The organism is Nocardioides sp. 503, from assembly GCF_004522095.1.
Taxonomy (GTDB): domain Bacteria; phylum Actinomycetota; class Actinomycetes; order Propionibacteriales; family Nocardioidaceae; genus Nocardioides.
Window position 1 is genome coordinate 621,487 of the sequence record NZ_SPUI01000002.1, and the last position, 25,348, is coordinate 646,834.

20 protein-coding genes are annotated in these 25,348 nt (G+C 73.4%); 12 read left to right on the forward strand and 8 right to left on the reverse strand.

The features are described from left to right. Nucleotides 1-116: 116 nt before the first annotated feature. The 3 genes from E4622_RS04010 to E4622_RS04020 are packed head-to-tail and all read left to right on the forward strand — an operon-like array spanning nt 117 to nt 3,969. A complete protein-coding gene (locus E4622_RS04010) occupies nt 117-1,574 on the forward strand; it encodes an APC family permease (protein ID WP_134738761.1) in 1,458 nt (485 codons plus the stop codon). Nucleotides 1,575-1,633: 59 nt separating this feature from the next. Further along, nucleotides 1,634-2,974, forward strand: a complete 1,341-nt coding sequence (locus E4622_RS04015; RefSeq protein WP_134738762.1) for a 3-deoxy-7-phosphoheptulonate synthase class II — start codon at nt 1,634-1,636, stop codon at nt 2,972-2,974. Nucleotides 2,975-2,976: 2 nt separating this feature from the next. Continuing rightward, nucleotides 2,977-3,969, forward strand: a complete 993-nt coding sequence (locus tag E4622_RS04020; protein ID WP_134738763.1) for a GntG family PLP-dependent aldolase — start codon at nt 2,977-2,979, stop codon at nt 3,967-3,969. Here the strand turns inward: E4622_RS04020 and E4622_RS04025 are convergent. From E4622_RS04025 to E4622_RS04050, 6 genes are all read right to left on the reverse strand, one after another. After that, nucleotides 3,966-9,002 carry an AAA domain-containing protein gene (locus E4622_RS04025; protein ID WP_134738764.1) on the reverse strand — a complete coding sequence of 1,679 codons (5,037 nt, stop codon included), beginning with the start codon at nt 9,000-9,002 and terminating at the stop codon, nt 3,966-3,968. The two genes, E4622_RS04020 and E4622_RS04025, sit on opposite strands and share 4 nt — an antisense overlap. Next, nucleotides 9,002-10,162 (reverse strand): M48 family metalloprotease, encoded by a 1,161-nt coding sequence (locus tag E4622_RS04030; protein WP_134738765.1) that lies wholly within the window; start codon nt 10,160-10,162, stop codon nt 9,002-9,004. The genes E4622_RS04025 and E4622_RS04030 overlap by 1 nt, the downstream gene beginning before the upstream one ends. Nucleotides 10,163-10,172: 10 nt before the next feature. Further along, nucleotides 10,173-11,219 carry a hypothetical protein gene (locus E4622_RS04035; protein WP_134738766.1) on the reverse strand — a complete coding sequence of 349 codons (1,047 nt, stop codon included), beginning with the start codon at nt 11,217-11,219 and terminating at the stop codon, nt 10,173-10,175. Nucleotides 11,220-11,229: 10 nt separating this feature from the next. Next, on the reverse strand, nt 11,230-12,264 hold the full coding sequence (aroF, locus tag E4622_RS04040) for a 3-deoxy-7-phosphoheptulonate synthase (RefSeq protein ID WP_245155874.1): 1,035 nt from the start codon (nt 12,262-12,264) through the stop codon (nt 11,230-11,232). 200 nt (nt 12,265-12,464) lie between these two features. Then, nucleotides 12,465-13,358, reverse strand: a complete 894-nt coding sequence (locus E4622_RS04045) for a DMT family transporter (RefSeq protein WP_245155875.1) — start codon at nt 13,356-13,358, stop codon at nt 12,465-12,467. Continuing rightward, a complete protein-coding gene (locus tag E4622_RS04050; protein ID WP_134738768.1) occupies nt 13,355-14,236 on the reverse strand; it encodes a deoxyribonuclease IV in 882 nt (293 codons plus the stop codon). Before E4622_RS04050 ends, E4622_RS04045 begins: the two co-directional genes overlap by 4 nt. Nucleotides 14,237-14,323: 87 nt before the next feature. Here E4622_RS04050 and E4622_RS04055 point away from each other — a divergent pair, with 87 nt between their 5' ends. The 3 genes from E4622_RS04055 to E4622_RS04065 are packed head-to-tail and all read left to right on the forward strand — an operon-like array spanning nt 14,324 to nt 16,523. Then, complete coding sequence (locus E4622_RS04055; protein ID WP_134738769.1) at nt 14,324-14,905, forward strand: TetR-like C-terminal domain-containing protein; 582 nt, start codon at nt 14,324-14,326, stop codon at nt 14,903-14,905. Further along, nucleotides 14,902-16,080: an SGNH/GDSL hydrolase family protein gene (locus E4622_RS04060; RefSeq protein ID WP_134738770.1), complete on the forward strand. Its 1,179-nt coding sequence runs from the start codon at nt 14,902-14,904 to the stop codon at nt 16,078-16,080. The genes E4622_RS04055 and E4622_RS04060 overlap by 4 nt, the downstream gene beginning before the upstream one ends. Continuing rightward, complete coding sequence (locus E4622_RS04065) at nt 16,077-16,523, forward strand: nuclear transport factor 2 family protein (RefSeq protein WP_134738771.1); 447 nt, start codon at nt 16,077-16,079, stop codon at nt 16,521-16,523. Before E4622_RS04060 ends, E4622_RS04065 begins: the two co-directional genes overlap by 4 nt. Nucleotides 16,524-16,542: 19 nt before the next feature. Here E4622_RS04065 and pknB read toward each other — a convergent pair whose 3' ends face one another. Continuing rightward, nucleotides 16,543-18,522, reverse strand: a complete 1,980-nt coding sequence (gene pknB / locus E4622_RS04070) for a Stk1 family PASTA domain-containing Ser/Thr kinase (protein ID WP_245155876.1) — start codon at nt 18,520-18,522, stop codon at nt 16,543-16,545. A gap of 187 nt (nt 18,523-18,709) precedes the next feature. On the opposite strand from pknB, the gene E4622_RS04075 reads away from it, so the two are divergent. Then, nucleotides 18,710-19,084, forward strand: coding sequence for an Rv2175c family DNA-binding protein (locus E4622_RS04075; RefSeq protein WP_134738772.1), 375 nt, complete (start codon nt 18,710-18,712; stop codon nt 19,082-19,084). A 3-nt stretch (nt 19,085-19,087) separates the two neighbouring features. Here E4622_RS04075 and E4622_RS04080 read toward each other — a convergent pair whose 3' ends face one another. Then, nucleotides 19,088-20,158 carry a polyprenyl synthetase family protein gene (locus E4622_RS04080; RefSeq protein ID WP_134738773.1) on the reverse strand — a complete coding sequence of 357 codons (1,071 nt, stop codon included), beginning with the start codon at nt 20,156-20,158 and terminating at the stop codon, nt 19,088-19,090. 63 nt (nt 20,159-20,221) lie between these two features. Here E4622_RS04080 and metF point away from each other — a divergent pair, with 63 nt between their 5' ends. The 5 genes from metF to E4622_RS04105 are packed head-to-tail and all read left to right on the forward strand — an operon-like array spanning nt 20,222 to nt 25,108. Further along, nucleotides 20,222-21,112 (forward strand): methylenetetrahydrofolate reductase [NAD(P)H], encoded by an 891-nt coding sequence (gene metF, locus E4622_RS04085; protein ID WP_134738774.1) that lies wholly within the window; start codon nt 20,222-20,224, stop codon nt 21,110-21,112. A 34-nt stretch (nt 21,113-21,146) separates the two neighbouring features. Next, nucleotides 21,147-21,755, forward strand: coding sequence for an SIMPL domain-containing protein (locus E4622_RS04090; RefSeq protein WP_134738775.1), 609 nt, complete (start codon nt 21,147-21,149; stop codon nt 21,753-21,755). Continuing rightward, a complete protein-coding gene (locus E4622_RS04095; RefSeq protein ID WP_209021772.1) occupies nt 21,740-22,579 on the forward strand; it encodes an alpha/beta fold hydrolase in 840 nt (279 codons plus the stop codon). The genes E4622_RS04090 and E4622_RS04095 overlap by 16 nt, the downstream gene beginning before the upstream one ends. Nucleotides 22,580-22,621: 42 nt before the next feature. After that, nucleotides 22,622-24,112, forward strand: coding sequence for a hypothetical protein (locus E4622_RS04100; protein ID WP_134738776.1), 1,491 nt, complete (start codon nt 22,622-22,624; stop codon nt 24,110-24,112). 45 nt (nt 24,113-24,157) lie between these two features. Beyond that, nucleotides 24,158-25,108: a TIR domain-containing protein gene (locus E4622_RS04105; RefSeq protein WP_134738777.1), complete on the forward strand. Its 951-nt coding sequence runs from the start codon at nt 24,158-24,160 to the stop codon at nt 25,106-25,108. Nucleotides 25,109-25,348 lie beyond the last annotated feature (240 nt).

Below are 25,348 nucleotides of genomic sequence, written 5' to 3' on the forward strand. Positions count from 1 at the left end.
CATGACGAGTGGACTGGCTCGACATCGGCGTCGCGCGTCGCCGTGAGACGGCAGGTTTGTGCGAATGTGAGCGGTGGAAGCCTGGGTCAGGATAGTCGTCGAGCGGGAGGCAGCACATGTCCGGACAGAGCACCGAAGCCGTCGACGTCAACGGCCCCGAGCCCGACCTCAAGCGGGTCCTCGGCCCCAAGCTGCTGCTGCTGTTCATCGTCGGCGACATCCTCGGCGCCGGCATCTACGCCGTCACCGGTGAGATGGCGCTCGAGGTCGGCGGGATCGTGTGGGTGCCGTTCCTGGTGGCGTTCTTCGTGGCCACTCTGACGGCGCTGTCCTACCTCGAGCTGGTCACCAAGTACCCCCAGGCCGCCGGCGCCGCGCTCTACACCCACAAGGCGTTCGGCATCCACTTCGTGACGTTCCTGGTGGCGTTCGCGGTGGTCTGCTCCGGCATCACCAGCGCGTCCACCTCGGCCAACCTGCTCGCCACCAACCTGCTCGCCGGCATCAACGGCGTCGGTGGCGACGTCGCGGACGGCAACACCGCGGTCACCGTCGTGGCCATGGCGTTCATGGTGCTGCTCGCGGGCATCAACCTGCGCGGCGTCGGCGAGAGCGTGAAGTTCAACGTCGTGCTGACCCTCGTCGAGATGGCCGCGCTCGCGATCGTCATCGGCATCGGCCTCTTCGTCATCGCCAAGGGCGACGGCGACCTGGGTCGCGTCGCGACGTTCGAGTCCGGGGGCGACCGCGGCCTGTTCCTGGCGGTGACGGTGGCGACCGCCATCGCGTTCTTCGCGATGGTGGGCTTCGAGGACTCCGTCAACATGGTCGAGGAGACGCAGGACCCGCTCAAGATCTTCCCGCGCGTCATGCTGACCGGGCTCGGCATCGCCGTGCTCGTCTACATCCTCGTCGCCATCTCGGTCATCGCGGTCATCCCGCAGTCCGACATCGAGTCGGTGGTCGCCGAGGAGGGCAAGGTCCTCCTCAGCGTCGTGTCGACCGGTGCCCCGGACTTCCCGATCGACAAGATCTTCCCGTTCCTCACCGTCTTCGCGGTGGCCAACACCGCGCTGATCAACATGCTCATGGCCAGCCGCCTGCTCTACGGCCTGGCGCACCAGGACGTGCTGCCGCGGGTGCTGGGCAAGGTGCTGCCGAGCCGCCGCACCCCCTACGCCGGCATCGCCTTCTCGACGGCGCTGGCCCTGGGCCTGATCTTCGCGGTCACCTTCCTCGCCGACACCTCGGTGATCAAGGCGCTCTCGGGCACCACCGCGCTGCTCCTGCTTTGCGTCTTCGCCGTCGTCAACATCGCGTGCGTGGTGCTGCGGCGCGACCCGGCGGCCGACGGCGGCTTCAGCGCTCCGTCCTGGTCGCCCTACGTCGCCGGCGCCGCGTGCCTGTTCCTCGCCGGTCCCTGGGCGCGCGACCGCGACGACTGGGTGCAGTACTCGGTCGCCGCCGGGCTGCTCGGCGTCGGCATCGTGCTGTGGGCGCTGACGTGGATGACCAACCGCGGCATCCGGGCCAAGAAGACCGGCTTCCGCGACATCGAGCACCTCGAGGAGTAGGCCGTCCACGGCCGTCCGGCGAATCGGTCGGGGTGCGGCCGTCACCGTAGGCTTGGCCGGTGAGCACCACCATCCCCGACCTCGCCGCCCTGCACGCCCTCGGGCCGGCCCAGCAGCCGACGTACGGCGACCGCGCCGCGGTCGACGCCGCCGTCCAGCGCCTGCGCTCCGTGCCCCCGCTGGTCTTCGCCGGCGAGTGCGACGACCTCAAGGCCAAGATCGCGGCCGTCTCGCGCGGCGAGGCGTTCCTGCTCCAGGGCGGCGACTGCGCCGAGACGTTCTCCGGCGTCACCGCCGACAACGTGCGCAACAAGCTGCGGGTGCTGCTGCAGATGGCGGTCGTGCTGACCTACGCCGCCTCCGTCCCGGTCGTCAAGCTCGGCCGGATCGCCGGCCAGTACGCCAAGCCGCGCAGCTCCGACCTCGAGACCCGCGGCGACCTCACGCTGCCGGCCTACCGCGGCGACGCCGTCAACGGCTACGACTTCACCGCCGAGTCCCGCGTGCACGACCCGCAGCGGCTCGTGGACGTCTACAACTCCTCGGCGGCCACGCTCAACCTGGTCCGCGCGTTCGTCACCGGCGGCTACGCCGACCTGCGCCAGGTCCACACCTGGAACACCGACTTCGTCCGCGACTCCGTGGCCGGTCAGCAGTACGAGAAGCTCGCCCACGAGATCGACCGCGCGATGGCCTTCATGGAGGCCATCGGCGCCGACCCCGACGAGTTCCACCGCGTCGACTTCCACTCCTCGCACGAGGCGCTGGTGCTGGAGTACGAGCACGCGCTGACCCGCATCGACTCGCGCACCCAGCAGCCCTATGACGTCTCCGCGCACTTCGTGTGGATCGGCGAGCGCACCCGCCAGCTCGACAACGCCCACGTCGAGCTGCTGCGCCACATCAAGAACCCCATCGGCGTCAAGCTCGGCCCCACCACGACCCCCGACGACGCGCTCGCGCTGGCCTCCCGGCTCAACCCCGACAACGAGGCCGGCCGGCTCACCTTCATCACGCGCTTCGGCGCCGGCAAGATCCGCGACGGTCTGCCGCAGCTGGTCGAGAAGGTCACCGCCGAGGGCGTCAACGTCGCCTGGGTCTGCGACCCCATGCACGGCAACACCTTCGAGGCCAGCTCCGGCTACAAGACGAGGGCGTTCGGCGACGTGATCGAGGAGGTGCAGGGCTTCTTCGACGTCCACCACGCGCTCGGCACCTGGCCCGGCGGCGTGCACGTCGAGCTGACCGGCGACGACGTGACCGAGTGCGTCGGCGGCGGCGAGGACCTGCTCGAGGCCGACCTGGGCGGACGCTACGAGTCGGTCTGCGACCCGCGCCTCAACCGGGTCCAGTCGCTCGAGCTGGCCTTCCTGGTCGCCGAGATGCTGCGGCGCGCCTAAGCATGATCGACCTCCGCAGCGACACCGTCACCCAGCCCACCGAGGCGATGCGCACGGCCATGGCCCGCGCCGACGTCGGCGACGACGTCTACGGCGAGGACCCCACGGTCCTCGAGCTCCAGGAGCGCGTCGCCGAGATGTTCGGCCACGAGGACGCCCTCTTCACGCCCACCGGCTCCATGGCCAACGTGCTCGCCGTCCGCTCGGTCGTCGCGCCCGGCCAGGAGGTGCTCTGCGAGGCGAGCGCCCACATCGCGCGTGCCGAGCTCGGCGCCCACGGCGCCTACAGCGGCGTCACGATGCGCACCTGGATGCACCCGCGCGGGCAGGTGGACCTGGCGTCGGTGCAGACGCTGTTCGCCCCCGAGATGGGCCCGTTCTTCGTCCGCACGGCCGCCATCTCGGTGGAGAACACCCACAACTTCGCCGGCGGGGCCGTGCTGCCGCTGGGCGACCTGCGCGACCTGCGCGACTACGCCACCGGCGTCGGTGCGGCGGTCCACCTCGACGGCGCGCGCATCTGGAACGCCCACGTGGCCACCGGCACCCCGCTCGCCGAGTACGGCGCGATCGCCGACGTCATGGCCGTGTGCCTGTCCAAGGGCCTCGGCGCCCCGGTCGGCTCGCTGATGCTGGGCACCCGCGACGCCATCGAGGAGGCTCGCGTGTGGCGCAAGCGCATGGGCGGCGGGATGCGCCAGGTCGGCATCCTCGCCGCGGCCGGCCTCCACGCGCTGGCCCACCACGTCGAGCGGCTCGCCGACGACCACGCCCACGCCAAGCTGCTGGCCGAGGCCTGCGGGGTCGACCCGGAGACCGTGGACACCAACATCGTGGTCGTGCCCCGCGCCGACGCGGCCGAGGTCGTGCTGCGCGCGGCGGAGGAGGGCGTGCGGGTCGCCCTCGTCGGGCCGACCGTCGTACGTCTGGTGACGCACCTGGGCATCACCCGCGACGACGCCGAGCGCGCCGCCAAGGTGCTGGCCGCTCTCTAGTCCTCGGCGAGGGCGGCGACGAGCCGGTCGACGACCGCGTCGGGCCGCTCCAGCCACTCGGTGGCGACCACCTGCTCCACGCGCCACCCCGCCGAGGAGAGCACGGCGGGCTGGGTGAGGCGGCGCTCGTCGGGCGTGCCGCCGTCGATGCGGGCCGGGTGGTCGACGAGCACCGCGACGGCGTACGCCGGGGCGCCCGGGCGCCGCAGCGCCAGGTCGCACCGGAAGCCGGACTGGCCGACCCCGGGGGCGACGTCGATGCCGCGCCCGCGCAGGGCCTCGGTGAGCTGGGCGACGAGGACGGGCACGTCGTCGGTGCTGGTGGGCTGAGCCTCGCGCTCGCGCAGGGAGCGCAGGACCGTCGCTGCGCCGTGCTCGTCACCGGCGGAGACGGCCCCGGCGTAGCGCAGGAAGCCCTTGAGGGTGTTGGCGCCGTCGTTGTAGGTGTTGGTGATCGCGGTGTGGTCGATGCTCGAGACCAGCACCATGTGGCGCTTGGCCCGGCTGAAGATGACGTTGAGCCGCTTCTCGCCGCCGGCGTTGTTGATCGGGCCGAAGCTCATCCGCATGCGGCCGTCGGGTCCCGGCGCGTAGCAGACGCTCATCACGATGACGTCGCGCTCGTCGCCCTGGACGTTCTCGAGGTTCTTCACGAACAGCCCGACGCCCTGCCCGTCCTCCTCGCGCACCAGCTCGGCCTCGTAGGCGGCGGCGAAGTCCGGGTCGTCGGCGCTGAGCCGCTCGAGCGCCCGCTCGATCTCGTTCTGCTGGGCCTCGCTGAACGCCACGATGCCCACGGTCAGCCCGGTCCCGCGGCGCAGCAGGTCGCGCACGAAGGCGGCGATCCACGTGGCCTCGGCGGGGTTGGTGCGCTGGGTGTAGACGCCGTCCTCGACCCGGACCAGGCTGATGCTGCGCGCCAGCACGTCGTCGACCATGCCGGTCTCGTCGATGCCGTCGCCCACCGTGACCGCGAGCGGTCGCAGCGCGGTGGCCGGCTGCCGGTCGGGGATCGTCGCCAGCCGGCCCTCGTAGAAGGCGGCGTTGCTGAACTGGATGAGCGCCTCGTAGCGGCTGCGGTAGTGCCAGCGCAGCATCGTCGAGGGCAGCCGCACCGAGCTGACCGCCAGGAAGCTGTCGGCGTCGAGCACGACTCCCACCTGGGCGGGGTCGTCGTCGTCCTCGTCGGGCGTCTCCACGCGGGTCTGGAAGTACGTCGTCGGCGGCAGCTGCATCCGGTCGCCGACCACGATCACCTGCCCGGCCCGGTGCAGCGCCGGGACCGCCTCCTCCACGGGCACCTGGCTGGCCTCGTCGTAGATCACCACGTCGAACGCCGACTCCAGCGGCAGCACGTCCGACAGCGAGGCCGGGCTCATCAGCCACACCGGGCGCATCGCACCCACGACCGTGCCCGGCTCGGTCGAGGTCAGCTGGCGGATCGACTTGTAGGCGCGCACCTTGCCGAACTCGTGCTCCAGCACCCGGCGTCCCGCCACCCAGACGGCCTTCGTGGCCCGCTCCTCGCGGCTCATGCCCTGCACGCTGCGCTGGCTGTGGTCCACGGCCGCGGCGAAGCGGTCGCGCAGCCGGGCGATGACGACGCGGGCGTTGGCCTCCTGCAGCCGGGGCAGCACGCCGCCGACCGCCGCGAGCAGGTCGGCGAGCCGGGGGCCGTCCACGGTGTCGAGGGCGGGCGCCGCGGCGCGCCGCCGCTCGAGCTCGGCGGCCAGCACGGCGTGCTCGAGCTGGTCGGGACCGGCGTCCAGGCGGCGGACGGCGGCCAGCACCTGCGGGTGCTCGACCAGCTCGCGCAGCGCGGGGGCCACCGCGCGGACCAGCGCCTGCCCGGCCGGGGTGGCGAGCACCGCCAGGTCCCGGCCCAGGTCCTCGAGGGTCCCGTCGAGGTGGAGCACCCCGGCCGCCGCGGCATCGATGGTGGCGAGCGGGCCGGCGAGCTCGTCGAGCTCCTCGCGCACGCGGTCGTCGGCGGTGACCAGGAGGTCGCGCCACGCTCCCACCGCGCCGCCCTCGCGGCGGACGGCGACCAGCTCGGTGTCGAGCCCGGCCAGGTCGGGGTGGCCCCAGGAGGTCTCGGCCTCGGCGCGGAGCCCGGCCAGCGCGGCCTCGGCGTCGTGGCGGGCGACGAGCAGCGTCAGCGCCTCGCTCGTCGTCGGCGGGACCTGGCGTCGGGGGTCGGCGTAGCCGCTCGCCACGGCGTCGCGCACCCGCCGCCAGTCGCCGCTCAGGAAGCGCCAGACGGAGCGCTCCTTGGCGCGAGCCACCTCGAGCGCGGCCCGGGCGTCGTCGGGAGCGAGCGGCTCGCGCCAGCCGGCCGCCGCTGCCGCGGCCTCCTGCGCGACGCGCGCGGCCTGCTCGTGCGCCGCCGCCAGCTCGCGCAGCGCCACGGCGTCGGCGGAGCGCTGGCGGAGCACGTCGAGGCGGCCCCGCTGCGCGAGCGGGTCCAGCAGCTCGTGGAGCCGGCCCACGGCGCGGGCCTCGGCCAGCGTGAGCCCCTCGGGGCCGCCACCGAGCCGGCGGCGTACGTCGTCGAGGGCAGCGGCCACCGTCGCCGCGCGCTCGGCGACGAGCGCGTCCACCCGGGGGTCGGCCAGGCAGGCGGGGTCCAGGTGGCGGGCCGGGGAGCGGCCGAGCACCTCCTCGCCGTCGTGGCGGGCGAGCGCCGCGGCGAGCGCGTCGACCGAGCTCCGCGCCTCGCGCCACTCGTCGGCCAGCGGGAGCAGCCGCTGCTCCGCGGGCGGGAGGTCGGTGCCCCAGTGCGACTCGCGCAGCGCCACCAGCCGGTCGACCAGGTCGACCAGCCGCGGCGCCGGGCCGGTCGTGAGCGCCTGCTCGAGCGCGCCGATCTCGGCGCGCGCCCGGGCCAGCTCGGCCGTCAGCCGGCTCCGGGCCGCCTCGAGGTCGGCCAGGTCCTGGGCGGGGGAGAGCCAGCGCTCGTAGGTGTCGCGCAGCGCGTGCACGAACGCCTTCTTGTCGGCCTGGCTGTCGTGCACCAGCGTGCAGACCTCGTCGAGCCCCTGCGAGCGCAGCCGCGCGTGGACCACGTCGAGGGCGGCGCGCTTCTGGCAGATGAAGAGCACCCGCCGGCCGCGGGCGAGGTAGTCGGCGATCAGGTTGGTGATGGTCTGCGACTTGCCGGTGCCGGGCGGTCCCTGGATGACGAAGTTGTCGCCGGCGCGCGCCTGGGCGATCGCGCTGAGCTGGGAGTCGTCGGCCGGGACGACGAGGTAGCGGTCCTCCACCTCGATCTCGGTGCCGGGGTCGGCGACGTCACGGGCCGCGGTCGAGAACAGCTCGTCGAAGGCCGCGTGGGGGGCCGGCTCGGCCAGCAGCGAGTCGTAGTCGCGCACCAGGCTCAGCGTGCGGTAGTTGAAGTTGGCCAGCGTGACCGCGCACAGGTCGAGCTCCCAGGCGTAGGGGTTGCCGTCGCCCTGGGTGTCGATGCTGAAGGTCTCCTGCTCGATCACCGCCTGCCGCGGCACCGGGGCGTCGCCCAGCTCGACGGCCACCGGCAGCGGGGCGCGCAGCACCCGGTCCTTGAAGACCTGCACGCCCAGCGGGACCCAGCCCGGGTGCGTGTAGGAGTAGGCGTACTGGCGGCGACCGATCACGGGACGTCCCGTGCTGCGCCGCCGACGGTAGGACTGCAGGGCGGTCTCGGCCCGGGAGCGGATCAGCTCGATCCGGGGCCGGTCGAGCAGCGTCACCGTGACGCCCGGCTGGCTGGCACGGGCCTGCTGCTCGATCGTGGCGCGCAGCGTCGTGAGCGCGTCGGGGTCGGCGAGGTCCACGGTGGTGGGCAGGGTGAAGCCGTAGAGCTCGCGCAGCTGCTGGCGCAGGACCGGGTTGACCTCGGCCTCGGTGGTCACCAGCTGGAGCCGGTAGGAGTCGCGCACCCCGCGCTGCTTGGCGAGCGTGACCGGCGCCAGCACCAGCGGTGAGGAGATGACGACGCCGGGGTCGCCCTTGACGTCCTGCCAGCGCAGGAACGCCGTCACGAGCCGCAGCTGGTCCTGGCCGTACTCCGCCCGGTCGCGGCGGGCGGTCGAGATGATCGCGTCCAGCGACGCGGCGGCGTACGGCGCGTCGTCCCAGCGCACCACCGAGCCGACGTCGACCGGCTTGCCGTCCACCAGCCGCTCGGCGGCCTTCCCGCCCCAGGTGAACAGCTGCTCGGCGCGCACGCTGCGCACGTCGAGCACCAGCGGCACCGAGGCCTCGGTGAGGTTGAGCGTCCGCTGGGTGGGTCGGAAGTGCAGCAGCGGGTTGCGGCGGGTGAGGTCGAAGAGGCGGTCGCGCAGGTGCGTGAGTACGGCCTCGCGCCGGTCGCGGAAGCGGCCCTCGTCGGCGAGCACGCGGGCCAGGTCGAAGTCCTCGGGCTGGTCGCGGTAGGTCGCCAGCCGCAGCGTCACGTCGCCCAGGTCCTGGGCGCGGAGGTGGCGCCGGGGCTCGAGCATCGAGGTGAGGACGGCGGCGACCACCGGGTGGAGCGTCGGCGCGAGCGCGAAGAGGTTGCGGTGGTGCCTCGCGAGCTGGGCGGCGTCGCCGTGGTCGGTGAGGTCGAGCCCGCAGCACAGCGCTGCGAGGAGCTCGCCCAGGCTGCCGATGTCGGTGAGCTGGTCGTGGTGGTCCACGAGGTGCTCCCAGCGCTGCCAGCCGGCGACGATCCGCGCGGTGCGTGGCCCCGCGGGATCCACGTCGACCTCGTCGGTGGTGGTGCCGGTCGACAGGTCGCGGCGCCGGTCGGCGCCGCGGCGGACGTCGAGCGCGCCCGAGGCCGGCTCCTCCGCGGCGCGCAGGGCCGAGGGGTGCCGCAGCCCGGGGTGCGCGTCGGCCGGGTCGAACCCGAGGGCGTGCTCGGCGACCCGGAGGGCGTCGAGCCCCCGCAGGGGGGCGACCTGGCCGCCCTCGTGGACGGCCTGCACCTGCCGCAGCAGGGGCAGGGTCAGCGCCAGGACGTCGTCGACGGGCAGGCCGCCGCGCTCGACCGCGCTCGCGACGAGGGCCCGCATCACTCGCCTCCCGAGAGCAGTGCGTCGGCGCGGTCGCCGACCCGACGGCGGTCGCGCTCGGACAGCCCCAGCTCGCCGCCGAGCAGCTTGAGGAACTCCGGGGCCAGCCCGGTCCGGCGCGCGAACGCGAGCATGCGTGCCAGCGTCTCCGGCCCGGACTCGGGATCGGCGGTCGCGAGGTCGGCGAGCACGGTGGCGAGGTAGCGCCGGGTCTCGGCCGGGAGCGGGTGGGGGAGCAGGGAGGACGGCACGCGGGCGTACGTCGGGCCCGCCGCCGCCACGCCGTACTGCTCGGTGAGCTCGGCGACCTCCGGGGTGTCCAGGCCCTCGACCGCGGTCGCGGCGGTCACCAGGTCGCGGGTGAGCGCCAGCAGCCGGTCCTGGCCGGGCAGGTCGAGGGTGTTGAGGTCGAGCGACGGGGCGAAGGCCTTCTCGACGCGCTCGTCGGCGGCCTCGGGGTCCTCGTGCCACTGCTGCAGGGCCCAGGCGCGCAGGACGGTCTCGGGGTGGGTCGTGCCGGCGCTGCCGGAGGAGAGGTCCACCTCCGCCGCCTGGCGCAGGTACGCCGCCGGGTCGACGCGGCGCAGCCCGGTCGCCACCTTGAGCAGCCCGCCCACCGCCGTGGTGAGCACCTCGGTCGCGACGAGGGCCGCCCGGTCGGCGTACAGCTCCGTGGCGAGGCGGTAGCGGCGGGTGGTCTCGAGGTACTCCGACGGTGTGCGGGCGTCGGCCTCCGCCGCGTCGAGCAGCCGCGCCGCGGCCAGGTAGCGCGCGCCCTCGGTCGTCCAGAGCTCGTGGTGGGCCAGCTCGTGGGCGGCGACGGCGCACAGCTCGTCGGCCTCCAGCAGGTCGAGCGTCGGTCCGCTGAAGAGCAGGACCGCCCGGTCCGGCACGAAGACCAGCTCGGCGTTGGGCGCCTGCTGCCCCTCGTCGGCGTAGACCTCCACGGGCACCCGCACGCCCAGGGCGTCGGCGGCCCGGCCGACCGCGGCGTGCACCTCGGGGTGCGCGGCCGCCTCGAGCCGGTAGGTGCTGCGCAGCAGCGCCTGCTCGAGGTCGTCGCGGCCGTGCCCGCCCCGCGCCGCCAGCGCCCGGAAGGACTCCGGGTGCTCGCGCTCCAGCACGTCGGCGACGACGCGGTGGTAGGGCAGCGGGGTCACGGGGCCGGCGTCACGAGGCGGGCGAGCCGACCAGGGAGAGGTCGCTGATCGCGGTGTAGTCGCGCCGGGCGCGACCGGTGCCGGGGGAGGAGACGTCGACCAGGCGCAGCGTGACCGTGGACGTCGTGACGGCGTCGACGTCGATCATCTGCAGCTCGCGCGTCTCGCCGAAGCTCTGCTCGACGGTCGTGCCGTCGTCGAAGGTCCACTCGGCGACCAGGACGCGGCGGTTGCCCTGGTACCAGTTGAGCGTGCGGCGGCCGTCCTGCGAGCTCTTGGCGTAGCCGTTGACCATGCCGACCCGCGTCAGCGTGGTCGGGCCGTCGAGCGTGATCGTGACCGCCGAGCCGGTGCCGTCGCCGGGCATCCGCCAGCAGGTGGTGGGGACTCCGTCGAGCATGTTGCGCGCCTCGAAGCGCACGAGGTTGCCCTCCACGTCGGTGTTGGGCGGCGCGGTGGCGGGCACCTTCGCGCTGGCGCGCGTGGCCACGTCCTCCGGCTCGGCCGGCGGCGGCGGGGGCTCGGGCTCCGCGGTCGGGGTCGGGGTCGGCGTCGGCTCCGTGGAGGGCGCCTCGGTGGTCGGCGTGGGTTCCGGCGAGGAGGAGGTCGTGTCGCGGGCGGACGGCTCCTCGTCGTCGTCGCCGCCGGTCACCAGCAGCACCACGCCCAGCCCGGCGACCAGCACGAGCACCGCCGCACCGATCACCCAGGGCAGCCAGCCCGGCCGGCCGGCGCGCGCGGCCCGGTGGTCGGTCGACGGCAGGTTCGGCGGCGGTGCGGCCGGCGGGGTTGGGCTCGGGGGTGGACCACTGGGCATCGGGCCGCGCGCGACCTCGTCGGCGAACAGCGGGAAGCGCGGCTCCGCCGGCGTCTGCAGCGCCGGGGGAGGCGTGATCGGCACTCCAGCCGTCGGTGCCGCGGCGGTGGGGGCCGCGCCGGGGTCCCGCACGGCCGGGCGCTCGGCGGTGTCGGTCATCCCGCGGCCGGTCGGGTGCCCGCAGTTGAGGCAGTAGCGCCCCGCCCCCAGCGGGTGCCCACACCGCTCACACGTCTCCACGCCGCAGACTCTAGACGCGCATCCGCTCCGCGGCATCGACGCGTCCCACGACGGGCGGCAGCCGGCGTACGGCGTTCGCGAGGTCGCGCAGGTCGTTGCCCAGGAGCGCCTGCGGCCCGTCGCACAGCGCGGTCTCGGGCGTGGGGTGCACGTCGACGATGATCCCGTCGGCGCCCACGGCGATCGCGGCCCGCGAGAGCGGCACCACCAGGTCCTTGCGGCCGGCGGCGTGCGAGGGGTCGATGATGATCGGCAGGTGGCTGGTCGCCTGCACCACCGGCACCGCGGAGATGTCGAGGGTGTTGCGGGTGGCCGGCTCGAAGGTGCGGATCCCGCGCTCGCACAGGACGACGTCGAGGTTGCCGCGCTGGGCGATGTACTCCGCCGCCATCAGCCACTCCTCGATGGTCGCGGTCATGCCCCGCTTGAGGAGCACCGGCTTGCCGGCGTCGCCGACGGCCTGGAGCAGCCCGAAGTTGGCCATGTTGCGGGTGCCGACCTGGAGCATGTCGGCGTGCTCGGCCACCACGGGCACGTCGCGCGCGTCGACGACCTCGGTGACGATGGGCAGGCCGGTGGCCTCGCGCACGTCGGCGAGGATCTCCAGCCCGGCGCGGCCCAGCCCCTGGAAGGCGTACGGCGAGGTGCGCGGCTTGAACGCCCCGCCCCGCAGGATCGTGGCGCCGGCGGAGCGCGCCATCTGCGCGGCGGCGAGCGTCTGCTCGGGGGTCTCCACGGCGCACGGCCCGGCCATGAAGGTGAACGTGTCCGGGCCGATCGGCACCTGTGCGCCCTGGGGGCCGACCCAGACGGTGGACCGGGTGGCGTGGTGCTGGCGGCTGACCAGCTTGTAGGGGTCGCTGATCCGGTGCACGTCGGCGACCCCGCGCAGGGTCCGCAGGTTGAGGTGGTGGAAGGACTCGATGTCCCCGACCAGGCCGATGATGGTGCGGACCACGCCCTTGGAGACGAAGGCCTCGCCGCCGACCGCCTCGACCTTCTCGACGACGTGCGCGACGTCCTCGTCGGTGGCGTCCGGTGACATGACGACGACCATGGGGTTCCTCTTCTCTGGTGCCCGACCCGCCCCGGACAGCACAACGCCCCGGTCGGTGCCGGGGCGATGGATGGTGTGTGAGCGCGTCTAGACGGCTCGCACGGGGATGCCCGGCGAGTGTCCAAAGAGATACGTGTGCGTCACAGGGGCGACTCTAGCCAGGGGCGCGGACCCCGGCGCCCGGGTGCTCACACCGCGAGATGCTGGACCTCGCCCACGACCTTGCGGCGCGGGCCGACCTCGACGACGAGCATCGCGGTCAGCACCATGAACCCGCCGACCAGCATCCGCAGGGCCAGGGACTCGCCGCCGAGCAGGACCGCGAAGAACGCCGCGAACACCGGCTCCATGCTCATGATGATCGCGCAGCGCGTCGGCGCCAGGTGTGCCTGCGCCCAGGTCTGGCCGACCAGAGCCAGGGCGCCGGCGAACACCGCCATGTAGACGACCGAAAGCCAGTCGACGGTGGTGCCGGGCAGGACGATCCCGTCGGGCGCGGTCGCGACCAGGCAGATCACCGCGATGACGAGCAGCTGCACGATCGACATCCCGAGCGCCTCGTCCGGCCGGGACCAGGCGCCCAGGCCCACGATGTGAAGCGCGTAGAGGATCGCGGCCACGAGCGTGATCGCCTCGCCGTAGCCGATCGCGACGCCGTCCAGCGTCAGCACGCCCAGCCCCGCAGTGGCCAGGAGCACGGCGAGCCAGGTGACAGCGGTGATCCGGGTGCGCAGCAGCACGGCGGCGAGCAGCGGCGTCGCGACGACGTACATCCCGGTGATGAAGCCGGACACGCTCGCCGCGGTGTGGGCGAGCCCGGCGGTCTGCAGGATCTGCGCGACGCCGTAGAGCGCGCCGAGCGCGAGGGCGCGGCGGCGGGACTCGGGGGACAGCCGGGCCACGGCGCGTGGGGCGACCGCGAGCATCACCACCCCGGCGATGGTGAAGCGCACGGCCAGGAAGTCCAGGGTCGGCACCCGGTCGAGGAGGTCCTTGATGAGGAAGAACGTCGAGCCCCAGCAGGCGGTCATGGCCAGCAGGGCGCCGGTGGCGAGCAGCGTCGTACGCCGCGAGCCGGTCACGGGCTGACCAGGGCGCGGGCGCGCAGCTCCTTGAGGAGGGGGAGGTCGCGGGTGTCGGCGCCGCGCGAGTCGGGGGTCTCGAGGATGAAGGGGACGCCGTCGGTGGCCGGGTGGGCGAACAGCTCCTCGAAGGCGCCGACGCCGATGTGGCCCTCGCCGATGCCCTGGTGGCGGTCCTTGAAGGCGCCCCGCACGTCCATCGAGTCGTTGGCGTGGACCAGCCGGAGCCGGCCGGGTCCGCCGATCTCGACGATCCGGTCGAGCGTGGCGGTGGTCCCGCCGGGCTCGTCGAGCGGGGCGCCGGCGGCGAAGACGTGGCAGGTGTCCAGGCACAGACCGGCCTTGGGGTGGTGGTCGAGCGCGTCGAGGTAGCCGGTGAGGTCCTCGACCCCGGCGCACAGGGAGCGCCCCTGGCCCGCGGTCGGCTCGAGCAGCAGCCACGGGGCGGCGTCGTCGGCGATGGCATCCAGGACCGGCAGCAGCGCCTCGCGCACCTGCCGCATCGCCTCCGCGTGCCGCTCGGGCCCGCCGTCGGCGTCGACGTAGGAGCCGGTGTGGACGACCACGCCCTCCGCGCCGATCTCGGCTGCCCGGCGCAGGTTGTGGGCCACCAGCGCAGCCGAGCTGGCGTAGGTGGCGGGAGTGGGGGAGCCCAGGTTGACCAGGTACGGCGTGTGGATGAACGTCCGCATGCCGCGCCGCTCGGTCTCCGCCCGGAAGCGCCGGTCGTCGGCCGGCTTGCCCGCCGAGAGCGCCCAGCCGCGCGGGTTGCCCACGAAGACCTGGATGGTCTCGGCGCCGACCAGGTCGGCGTTGGCGAGCGCACCGTCCGCGAGGCCCTTGCCCACCAGGACGTGGGTGCCGATCGGGTTGCGCATGCGACGACGCTATCGCCCGCCGAGTTGCCTAAGGTCTTTAGGTAGATGCATAGTTGACTTAGGAAACGCGACACGGGAGGAGACGCCATGCGCGCCGGCATCACCAAGGAACGGCTCGCGCTGGCGGGCGCGGAGCTCGCCGACGAGCTGGGCTTCGACCGGGTGACGATCAGCGAGGTCGCGCGGCGCTTCGACGTCAAGGTCGCCAGCCTCTACTCCCACGTCACCGGCTCCGACGACCTGCGCACGCGCATCGCGCTGCTGGCGCTGGAGGAGATGGCGGACCGCGGGGACGCCGCCCTGGCAGGTCGCTCCGGCAAGGACGCGCTCGTCGCGCTCGCCGACGTCTATCGCGACTACGCGCGCGAGCACCCCGGCCGCTACGCCGCCGCGCAGCTGCGCCTCGACACCGAGACCGCCCGCGCCAGCGCCGGCCCGCGCCACGCCGCGATGAGCCGCGCCGTGCTGCGCGGCTACGACCTGACCGAGCCCGACCGGACCCACGCCGTACGCCTGCTCGGAGGCGTCTTCCGCGGTTACGTCGACCTCGAGCTCGCCGGCGCCTTCAGCCACAGCGAGCCCGACTCCGAGACCTCCTGGCGCCGCTCGCTCGACGCCCTCGACGCCCTGCTCCGCAGCTGGCCCACCCCGGAAGGCACCGACCCGTGACCCTCGAGAGCACCCCGATCGTCGACCTGCTGCGCGGCGCCGTGGAGGTCGAGCCCACGCCGCGCGGCCTGCGCCCGCACCGCCTCACCGCGCCCGCGCTGGCCCAGGCCGCCGACCCCCAGCTGGCCGGGGCCGAAGAGCAGCCGTCCGGCGTACGCCTGGCCTTCCGCACCGCCGCGACCGTGGTGGAGCTCGACGTCGTGCCGACCAAGCGCGACTACGTCGGAGCCCCGCCGCGACCCGACGGCGTCTACGACCTCGTGGTCGACGGGCGCCCGACCGGGCAGGCCACGGCCCTCGGCGGCGACGTGGACACGATCGACCTGACGACGGGCGCCGTGGAGCACCGCGAGGGCGCACCGGTCACCCTGCGCTTCGCCGACCTGGGCGAAGCCGCCAAGGACGTCGAGATCTGGCTGCCGCACGACGAGGCGACGCTCCTGGTCGACCTGCGGGCCGACGCGCCGGTCGGGCCGAGCACCGCGAGCAGGCCTGTGTGGGTGCACCACGGCAGCTCGATCAGCCACGGCTCCAACGCCGCCCACCCCGCCGGCACCTGGCCCGCGGTGGCCGCCCGCCTGGGCGGCGTGGAGCTGGTCAACCTCGGCTTCGCGGGCAGCGCGCTGCTCGACCAGCTCGTCGCCCGCACGATCCGCGACCTGCCGGCCGACCTGGTCAGCGTCAAGATCGGCATCAACCTGGTCAACACCGACGCGATGCGGCTGCGGGCGTTCCGCACCGCCGTCCACGGCTTCCTCGACACCGTGCGCGACGGTCATCCGACCACCCCGCTGCTCGTGGTCTCGCCGATCCTGTGCCCCATCCACGAGCAGGTCCCCGGCCCCACCGCGATGGACGTCAGCGGCCTGGCCGACGGCGTGCTGCGCTTCACCGCAGCGGGCGACCCCGCCGAGGTGGCCGCCGGCAAGCTCACGCTCGAGGTCATCCGCGCCGAGCTGGCGCGCATCGTCGCCGAACGCTCGGTGTCCGACCCGCACCTGCACCTGCTGGACGGCCGCGAGCTCTACGGTGGGCAGGACCACGCCGAGCTGCCGCTGCCCGACGACCTGCATCCCGACGCCGCCAGCCATCAGCGCATGGGGGAGCGGTTCGCGCGGCTGGCGCTGGCACCGGGCGGCCCGCTGGGTGGTGGCGTGCGAGGCTTCGTCCCGTGATGCGACAGATGGTGGCGCTGGGCGCCGTGGTGCTGGTCCTCGGTGGCTGCTCGCGCGACGACGACGATCCCGATGGCCGGGCCGAGCCCCGTCCGAGCAGCCCGGCGCCGAGCAGCACCGCCTCGGGCTCGCCCGCGGAGATCGAGCTGAGGGCGGCGGTCCAGGCCTACTCCGATGCCTCGCTGACCGGCAAGGTGCCGGCGGCGTTGCGGCTGATGTCGCAGCGGTGCCGGGACACGATGGACGAGCAGCAGTTCACCGCGGAGGTCGAGCTCAACGGCTCGATGCACTCGGAGCCGCTCGAGCTCCAGTCGTACGACGCGGAGGTCGACGGCAAGCGGGCGCTGGTGAGCTACACCTACGTCGTCGTCGAGTCGGACACCGAGCCCACCGGGGAGCCGTGGGTGCTCGAGTCCGGCGGCTGGCGCAACGACGCCTGCTGACCGGCCGCGTGCGGGACCCTCAGACGAGGTTGAGCTTGATCGTGCTGCCCTTGGGCACCATGGCGCCGGCGCCGGGGTCCATGCTGAAGACGAAGCCCAGGCCGATGTAGGTGGAGCCGCGGACCAGCTCGACCTCGAAGCCGAGGGCCTCCAGCTCGGCGACGGCGTCCTCGTAGCCGGCGGCCTTGACGTTGGGCACCTGGACGAGCTCGGGCCCCTTGGACACCACGAAGCTGACGGGCTGGCCGCGGAAGAGCGTGCCGGTGGCCGGGTCCTGGCTGATGACGCGCCCCTTCGGGACGGCGTCGTCGAAGACCTCCGAGGTCACCTTCGCCTCGAGCCCGCGCGACTCGAGTGCCTCGCGGGCGTCGTCGATGTCCTTGCCGACCCACGAGCCGACCTTGATGGGTCGCCGGCCCTTGCTGACCACGAGGTCCACCGCCGCGCCGGGGCGCACGGTGGTGCCGGTGGCGGGGATGCTGCGCAGGACGGTGCCGGCCGGGACCGTCTCCGACCAGCGCTCGATCGTCTCGTCGAAGGCGAGCTTGAGCCGGAGCAGGGCGTCCTGCGCCTGGTCCTCGGTGAGCCCGCGGACCTGCGGCACGTCGTAGCGCTCCTTGCCGAGCGACACCGTCATCGTGACGGTGCCGTCCTTGAGGACACGCGAGCCGGCGGCGGGGTCGGTGGAGATGACCTGGCCGGCGGGGACGGTCTCGGAGAACGTCTCGTCCGCGTAGTCGACCCCGAGGCCGGCCGACTCCAGCTTGTCCTCGGCGGCGCTCTGGGCCATCCCGACCACGCCGGGGGTGGAGGTGTAGCGGGCCCAGCCGAACCAGTAGGCGCCGCCACCGCCCGCGAGCACCAGCAGCAGGGCGAGCACGAGCAGCAGGGGACCGCGACGCGACCGCCGGGGACGGCGGGTCCGCGGTCGCGGCTCGCGCGGCGGGGCGGTCGGGCGCGGGGCGCCGGCCGGAGGGGCCATCGGCGGCGGCTTGGCCGCGGGGTAGGTGACCGTGTCCTCGCGCACGAGCGTCGACGGTGCCATCAGCGTGGCCATCTCGTCGGCGTCCCACATGTCGGGGGCGGTGTCGCCCTGGCGTCCGGCCAGCAGCACGGGCGTGAGGTCGGCGGTGAGGTCGGCGTCGTCGCGGACGCCCTCGGCGAGGGCGTGGCTCACCCGGTGGACCTGGTGCAGGAAGACCCCGGCGTCGGCGGGACGCAGCCCCGGCTCGCGGGCGGTGGCGCGGGCGACCAGCGCGTCGACGTACGGCGGGAGGCCGGGGACGACCGCCGACGGCGGCGGCACGTCGTGGTGGACGTGCTTGTAGGCGACCTGGATGGGGGACTCGCCCTCGTGGGGCTTGGAGCCGGTGAGCAGCTCGTAGAGCATCACGCCGGCGGCGTAGACGTCGGCGCGCGCGTCGGCGCGGCCCTCGACGACGAGCTCGGGGGCGAGGTAGCTGACGGTGCCGATCAGCACGCCCTTGGTGGCGGTGTGCTGGGTGTCGGTGCTGACCGCCTTGGCCAGCCCGAAGTCGGCCACCTTGACCCGGCCGTCGTCGGCGATGAGGACGTTCTCCGGCTTGACGTCGCGGTGGACGAGACCGGCGCGGTGGGCCGAGGCGAGGGCCGAGAGCACCGGGTCGAGCAGCGCCAGCGCCCGGGCCGGCGCCATGGGGCTCTCCTTGGAGATGGTGTCGCGCAGCGTGTGGCCCTGCACGAGCTCCATCGCGAGGAAGACGGTGCCGGCGTCGTCGCCCTGGTCGTAGACCGCCACGACGTGGGGGTGGGAGAGCCGGGCCGCGGCGCGGGCCTCGCGCACGAAGCGCGCGGCGAACTCCTCGTCGTCCCCCAGGCCGGGGTGCATCACCTTCACGGCGACGGTGCGGTCGAGCCGCAGGTCGGTGGCCTCGTAGACGCTGGCCATGCCGCCGCGCGCGATGCGGGGGCCGACGCGGTAGCGGTTGTCGAGGAGCCGGCCGGTCACGGGGTCGGACACGGCAGAGCCCGGCACGTGCCGATCAGCGCTCACAGCGACCCTCCTGCGGCCGGACGGGGAAGGATCCGGTGGGCCAATCGTACGGTCGCAGGCCCCGTACGGCGGTCCTCGGCCGGCTCCGGCGTGGCGCGGTGGCCGCGCGGTCGCCCATTTCCGTGCCCGGCCCGAGGGTGGAAGCATGGGACCCATGAGCGAGACGCGACTGGCTGACCACGACCTGGCGGCCCTGGTGCCCGAGTGGATCGACTGGGCGGAGACCGCCCGGCTGCTGGACGTGACGGTGGGCAAGGTCAAGACGATGATCCGCGACCACGACCTCGCGGCCGCCGTGCCGGCGCCGGGCGAGGGCCAGAAGGTCCCGGCCGCGTTCGTGCAGGACGGGCTCGTCGTCAAGGGCCTGCCGGGGCTGCTGACCCTGATGCACGACAACCGCTACGACGACCGCGAGATCATCGCGTGGCTCTTCCTGGAGCAGGACGACCTGCCCGGGTCGCCGATCGACGCCCTCCGTGAGAACCGCGGCACCGAGGTCAAGCGTCGCGCCCAGGCGATGGCCTTCTAGAGGTCAGACGGCGCGCTGGGTGGCCGCGGAGGCCAGCTGGCGCAGCACCTCGCCGGCCCGCTCCTGCACGCCGGCCTGCGCGAGGCCGGTCACGGCGTGCTCGGCGAGCGCGGCGATGACCTCCTCCACCTGGGCGTGGGCACCGCTCGCGTCGATGACGTCGCGCAGGCGGTCGACCTCCGTCTCGTCGAGCGGGCGTCCGAGCGCGCGGTCGAGGAGGGCGGCGTCCTCGTCCGGCGCGGCGTCGAGCGCGAGCGCGACGAGCACCGTGCGCTTGCCCTCCACCAGGTCGTCGCCGGCGGGCTTGCCGGTGGTCGCGGGGTCACCGAAGACGCCGAGCAGGTCGTCGCGCAGCTGGAACGCCTCGCCCAGCGGGAGTCCGAACGCCGAGAGCCGCTCCAGCGTGGCCGCGTCGGCCCCGGCGAGCGCGGCGCCGATGTGGAGCGGGCGCTCGATGGAGTACTTGGCCGACTTGTAGCGCAGCACGGTCATGGCGGTGTCGACGTCCGCGCGGCCGCGGGCCTGCACCGACACGTCGAGGAACTGCCCGGCGATGACCTCGGTGCGGCAGGCGTCGAACACCGCCAGCGCGGGGCCGACGCGCTCGGCCGGGAGCCCGCAGCGGCGCAGCAGCTCCTCGGACCAGCTCAGCAGCAGGTCCCCGAGCAGGATGGCCGCCGCGGCGCCGTACTGCTCGGGGTCGCCGCGCCAGCCGTCGCTGCGGTGCTCGGCCTCGAAGGCGCGGTGCGTGGCGGGGCGGCCGCGACGGGTGTCGGAGGCGTCCATGAGGTCGTCGTGCACGAGCGCGGAGGCGTGCAGGAGCTCCAGCGACGCGCAGGCGCGGGCCAGGGCGGCCTCGTCCTCGACCTCGGGTCGCACGGCCTGGTAGCCCCAGTAGCAGAACGCCGCGCGGAAGCGCTTGCCGCCGGAGACGGCGCGCCGGGCCTCGTCGAGGAGGCGCGCGGCGTCGGGGCCGAGGGGGGTCAGGGTGGCGGCCTGCTCGTCGAGGAACGTGTCGAGCGCGGCCTGGACCGCCGTACGGAACTCCTCGCCGTCCCACTGGTCGCTGGCCACGCGGACGAGACTAACGAGCGGACAGGATTCGGAGCGCACCGACCGGCTACCTAGACTCGCGGCATGGACTCAGGACGTGGGCGCGGCGTGGCCGAGCTGGTCGCGGCAGGGGAGCGGTCCTTCTCGTTCGAGTTCTTCCCGCCGAAGGACGAGGCCGGCGAGGCGCAGCTCTGGAAGGCGATCCAGGACCTGGAGCCCTTCGAGCCGAGCTTCGTCTCCGTGACGTACGGCGCCGGCGGCTCCCACCGCGACACGACGATCCGGGTCACCAGCCGCATCGCCCGCGAGACCTCGATGACGCCGATGGCCCACCTGACGTGTGTCGGCCACACGCGCCAGGAGCTCGAGGAGATCCTCGACTCCTACCTCGCCGCCGGCGTCGACCACGTGATGGCGCTGCGCGGCGACCCGCAGGAGGGGCCGCGCGCCGCGTGGACCCCGACCGACGGTGGCCTCGACTACGCCACCGAGCTGGTGGAGATGGCGCACGCGCGCGGGCGCTTCCGCATCGGCGTGGCGGCCTTCCCCGAGGGCCACCCGTCGGCGGAGTCGCTCGACCACGACGCCGACGTGCTCGTGGCCAAGGCGCGCGCCGGCGCGGAGTTCGCGGTGACCCAGATGTTCTTCCGGGCCGAGGACTACTTCGGTCTGGTCGAGCGCGTGCGCGACCGCGGCGTGGACATGCCGATCCTGCCGGGCATCATGCCGATCCTGAACCTGAACGCCATCCGCCGCCAGGGCGAGCTCATCGGCACCGACGTGCCCGACGACGTCGTGGCCCGCATCAGCGCCAAGGACGGCGACCCGGTCGCCATGCGCGCCGAGGGCATCGCGCTCGCCGCGGAGCTGTGCCGGGACCTGCTCGACGGCGGCGCGCCGGGTCTGCACTTCTACACGCTCAACCGGTCCAAGGCGACGCTCGAGATCTTCCAGGCGCTGAAGATCACCGTCTGAGCGTCGCCGTCCCTGTCCGGATAGCGTGAGCGGCATGCGCACCCTCACGGTCACCGGCCACGGCTCGGCCTCGGCCGTCCCCGACACCGCGGTCGTGCGCGTCAGCGCCGTCCACCGCGCGCCGTCGCTGGCCGACGCCCTCGCCGGGGTGTCCTCGACCGGGGACGCGATCGTCGCGGTCGCTCGCGGCCTGGTCGCGGCCACCGGCATCGGCAGCGACGACCTGTCGGTATGGCCCGCCCAGGACGACGAGGGCCGACCCGACGGCTTCGAGGCGCGCCACGGCTACCGCGTCGCCTGCGACTCCCTCGACATCGCCGGCACCCTGGTCGCCGAGCTCGCCCAGCAGGTGGGGGACCGGCTCCAGGTCGACGGCGTCTCGCTCGAGCTGTCGGACCGGTCGGCCGCCGAGGCCGCGGCCCGCGAGGCGGCGTTTGACGACGCGCGGGCGCGCGCCGAGCACCTCGCCGGCCTCGCGGGCGTCGCGCTCGGCGACGTGCAGTCGGTCGTCGAGGGCGGGGGAGCAGGCGCGTTCTCGCGCTCCGCGGGCGATGGCGCCTACGCCTCCAAGCTGACCCTCAGCCTCGAGCCGGGGCAGACGTCCGTGACCCAGACGCTCACGGTGACGTGGAGCGTGCTCTGAGCGTCGCCGCCTCGAACCTGCACTGGGCGCGCCCCGCCGTCGCGCGCGGCACCGGCGTGCTGGTGCTGGCCGGCTCCAGCGGCCGCGTGGACGTGGGCCGGGCGGAGCTGCTGGCGACGTACGGCGTGACGGCGCTGGCGCTGCGCTGGTTCGGGGCCGAGGGACAGCCGGCGGTGCCGCGGGAGGTGCCGCTCGCGACGTTCACCGACGCCCTCGACCTGCTGGTGCCGGAGTGCGACCGGGTCGTGCTGATGGGGCTGTCCTACGGCGCGGAGGCGGCGCTGCTCACCGCTGTCGTCGACGATCGCGTCGACGCGGTGGTCGCGCTGGCGCCGACGGACGTGGCCTGGGAGGGGCAGGCCGAGCGCGACGACGACCCGCCTCGCAGCAAGTGGACGCACCACGGCCGACCGGTGCCGTTCGTGCCGCTCGACCGGGCCTGGGAGCCGTCGTCGGGGCGGCCGTCGTACGTGGAGCTGTACGAGCGCAGCCTGGCGAGCGCGGGCGCCGACGTGGTGTCGGCGGCCACCATCACCGTCGAGGCGATCGGCGGCGACGTGGTGCTCGTCGCGGGCGGGGACGACCGGGTGTGGCCGAGCAGCACGTCGGCGGAGCGGATCGCGGCGCGGCGTGCGGCCACGGGCCTGCGGACGGTCGTGGTCGTCGACCCGACGGCCGGGCATCCCGTGGTGCTGCCGGGGGAGAGCGTCCCGGACCTGCGCCGTCCGTACGACGTGGGCGGGGACGAGGGCGCGCCGCAGCGCCTGGGATCGGCGGCTTGGCCGGCGATCCGACGGGTGCTGCACCTCTCCGACTCAGAGTGAACGAGGTCTTGCATTCGAACATGTGTTCGGTTATGATGAAGCATGCAGTACCTCGGACGCCCCGACTCCGACCTCGACGCGCGCGACACCCTCGCCGCGATCGAGGGCAGCGTCTCGCGCCGACGTGAGATCGAGGTCGAGGAGATGTTCCTGGTGCTGCGGTGGTGCGACCTGCACTCCTCGGATCCCGCCCAGGAGCCCGGGCCGCGTCCGCCCGGCTCCGACCGGCTCGACACCATCGGCGGCGACGGCACTCCGGGAGTGCGTGAGCTCGCGTTGTGTGAGCTCGCGGTCGCGCGCCAGATCCACTCCCGCAGCGCCCGCGCGCTCGCGGGGGACGCGCTCGACCTGCGCCACCGCCTGCCCCGGGTGTTCGAGCGCGTGGTCGCGCTGGACGCCGAGCTGTGGCTCGCGCGTCGCGTGGCGGCGATGACGCGTGACGTGCCGTTCGAGTCCATGCACCTCATCGACGACGCCGTCTCCGCCGCGATCGGCTCCCAGGCGCCCTCACGGGTGATCGAACTCGTCGAGGCCAAGAAGATCGAGGTCGACCGGGTCGCCCACGAGGAGCGGCTCGCCGCCGAGCGCAAGCGCCGCTACGTCGGAGTCTCCCGCCGCGACGGCTCCGGCCTGCGCCACGTCATCGCCCGCGTCACCGAGGGCGACGCCCAGTCGGTCAACGCCATGGTCGACAAGGTCGCCGACCTCATCGCCGGCGAGCCCGAGTGCGCGGGGATGTCGCGCGACGAGCTCCGCGCGACGGCGTTCGGCTGGCTGGCCCGGCCCCTCGACCTCCTGATGCTGCTCGCCAAGCACGACGAGGTCCCGGACGCCGCCGCCCTGCTCGAGCAGCTCGAGCGCCTGGACCTCACCCCGCTCCGGCCCCGCGCCGTCGTCTACGTCCACGTCCACCAGGCCGCGCTCGCCGGCATGCCCGGCGTCGCCCGCGTGGAGGACCTCGGACCGCAGCTGCTGTCCCAGATCACCGACCTGCTCGGTCACCACCACGTCCGGCTGACGCCCGTCGTCGACCTCGCCGACCAGGTCTCGGTCAACTGCTACGAGCACCCCGAGGCCATCAAGGAGCGGATCCACCTGCTGCGACCGGGCGACCAGTTCCCCCACGCCTCGAGCATGTCCCGCCGCCTCGATCTCGACCATCCCGTGCCCTACTCACCCCACGGGCCGCCCGACCAGACCTCCACCCGCACCAGCCAACCGCTCGGCCGGACCAACCACCGCGCCAAGACCCACCTCGGACACCGCGCCACCCCGCTGCCCACCGGCGAGGTCGTGTGGCGGACCCCTCACGGCCTCTGCCGCATCGTGGACTCCGCCGGCACCCACCTCCTCGACCCCACCGAGGCCGACGCCCTCACCGGCGACGACCCGGTCGACCGCGCGCTGGCTCGCCTCCTCCACCGCTTCCGCACCGGCCAGCTCGACACCGAGGTGGAGATGGACCGGATGGCTGGGGATGGGTCAGAGTCCGACGGATCAGTCGGTGATGGACACGTCGAGCTGACCGACTGAGCCGTGAATCGGACTTGGTATGACACGGGTCATTCAGTCCGACCGGTGTCGAAGTGGCAGGGCAGGCCCGAATTCGATCTTGAAGTTCCTCCCTTCAACTATCTTGTCCCCATGTCCGACTTCCCGAAGCGCAAGGTCTTCATCAGTTGGTCGAAGAGGCCAACGGACGCGGTTGCCTCTGCGCTGGCCGCACTTCTCCGGCACATGTTTGACAACGTTGAGCCGTGGGTGTCGCGAGACGACATCGACTCCGGGTCCTTGTCGATCGCTGAGATTCACAAAGAGCTGGCGGAAACCACATTCGGTATCCTAATCGTGACGACGAGAAACCAAGCTGAGCCCTGGTTGAACTTTGAGGCGGGGTCGTTGGCCAAGACTGTAGTTGACGGGACGGCTACTCGGGTGGTGCCGTTACTTGTCGATATGACAGGGCAGGGGGAGCTGGCGCCTGGTCCGATCGCCAACCTGCAGGCAGAAATAGCCACAGAGGGCGGCGTCCGAAGGATCGTGAATTTGATCGGGGCAGCGGTGGGTGCGGATCGGACTACGCTCGATGGTCGCTGGCCTGCTGCTTGGAAGACGTTCGACGCCGTACTCGCCGGAGCCAAGAAGCAGCTATCTGAAGCTGAGCCCAAGGCAGAGCCGAGGTCCACAGAGGACATGCTCGCGGAATTGCTTGCACTCAGCCGGAGACGAGATGCCCGTGACCGCGGCCGAAGTGCGCCCCAACTGAAGTCGGTTGCTCAGCGGGTCGAGGAATCCCCTGGCTCTACCGCACTTGAACGGGCGCTTGACGATGCGAACATCCGTTGGTCCAGCGTCAGCAGTACTGAATCGGGCAAACAGGTGACCGCCACGGTGGAACTTCGGGAACCCCTTGCTGATGATCAGCGCTCCTGGTTCGAGCAGCTCATTCGCCTTGCTGAAACCGACACAGGTCTGCTTTTCGAGGTTGACTTTGAAGGTGGGGGCGAGACAGTGAAGGTCAAGAGCTAGGCGACGCCTTGCGCTGGAGCGGCCCCGTGATCACCGCCGGGACTTAAAGGAACGCGATCGGCGTGACGGGATGCGTCATTCGGCCGCAATTCTGCGCAGAACGCACCGGAGCTGGCGACGCCTCGCTCGCCCAGTACTTGACCTGCTCCGCCCTCGTCTTTGCAGTAGCCACCGCACCCGGACATCTCGATCTCGAGGAGGAGACGAACGGGATGCCGGAGGCTGATAAGTGAGCACCGG

What these genes read in the sequence shown, in the direction of transcription:
- E4622_RS04050 (WP_134738768.1), bottom strand. Translation starts at nt 14,236, where the DNA reads ATGCGCAACCCGATCGGCACCCACGTCCTGGTGGGCAAGGGCCTCGCG.
- E4622_RS04075 (WP_134738772.1), top strand. Translation starts at nt 18,710, where the DNA reads ATGAGCGAGACGCGACTGGCTGACCACGACCTGGCGGCCCTGGTGCCC.
- E4622_RS04025 (WP_134738764.1), bottom strand. Translation starts at nt 9,002, where the DNA reads ATGCGGGCCCTCGTCGCGAGCGCGGTCGAGCGCGGCGGCCTGCCCGTC.
- metF (WP_134738774.1), top strand. Translation starts at nt 20,222, where the DNA reads ATGGACTCAGGACGTGGGCGCGGCGTGGCCGAGCTGGTCGCGGCAGGG.
- aroF (WP_245155874.1), bottom strand. Translation starts at nt 12,264, where the DNA reads ATGTCACCGGACGCCACCGACGAGGACGTCGCGCACGTCGTCGAGAAG.
- E4622_RS04020 (WP_134738763.1), top strand. Translation starts at nt 2,977, where the DNA reads ATGATCGACCTCCGCAGCGACACCGTCACCCAGCCCACCGAGGCGATG.
- E4622_RS04055 (WP_134738769.1), top strand. Translation starts at nt 14,324, where the DNA reads ATGCGCGCCGGCATCACCAAGGAACGGCTCGCGCTGGCGGGCGCGGAG.
- E4622_RS04100 (WP_134738776.1), top strand. Translation starts at nt 22,622, where the DNA reads ATGCAGTACCTCGGACGCCCCGACTCCGACCTCGACGCGCGCGACACC.
- E4622_RS04090 (WP_134738775.1), top strand. Translation starts at nt 21,147, where the DNA reads ATGCGCACCCTCACGGTCACCGGCCACGGCTCGGCCTCGGCCGTCCCC.
- E4622_RS04010 (WP_134738761.1), top strand. Translation starts at nt 117, where the DNA reads ATGTCCGGACAGAGCACCGAAGCCGTCGACGTCAACGGCCCCGAGCCC.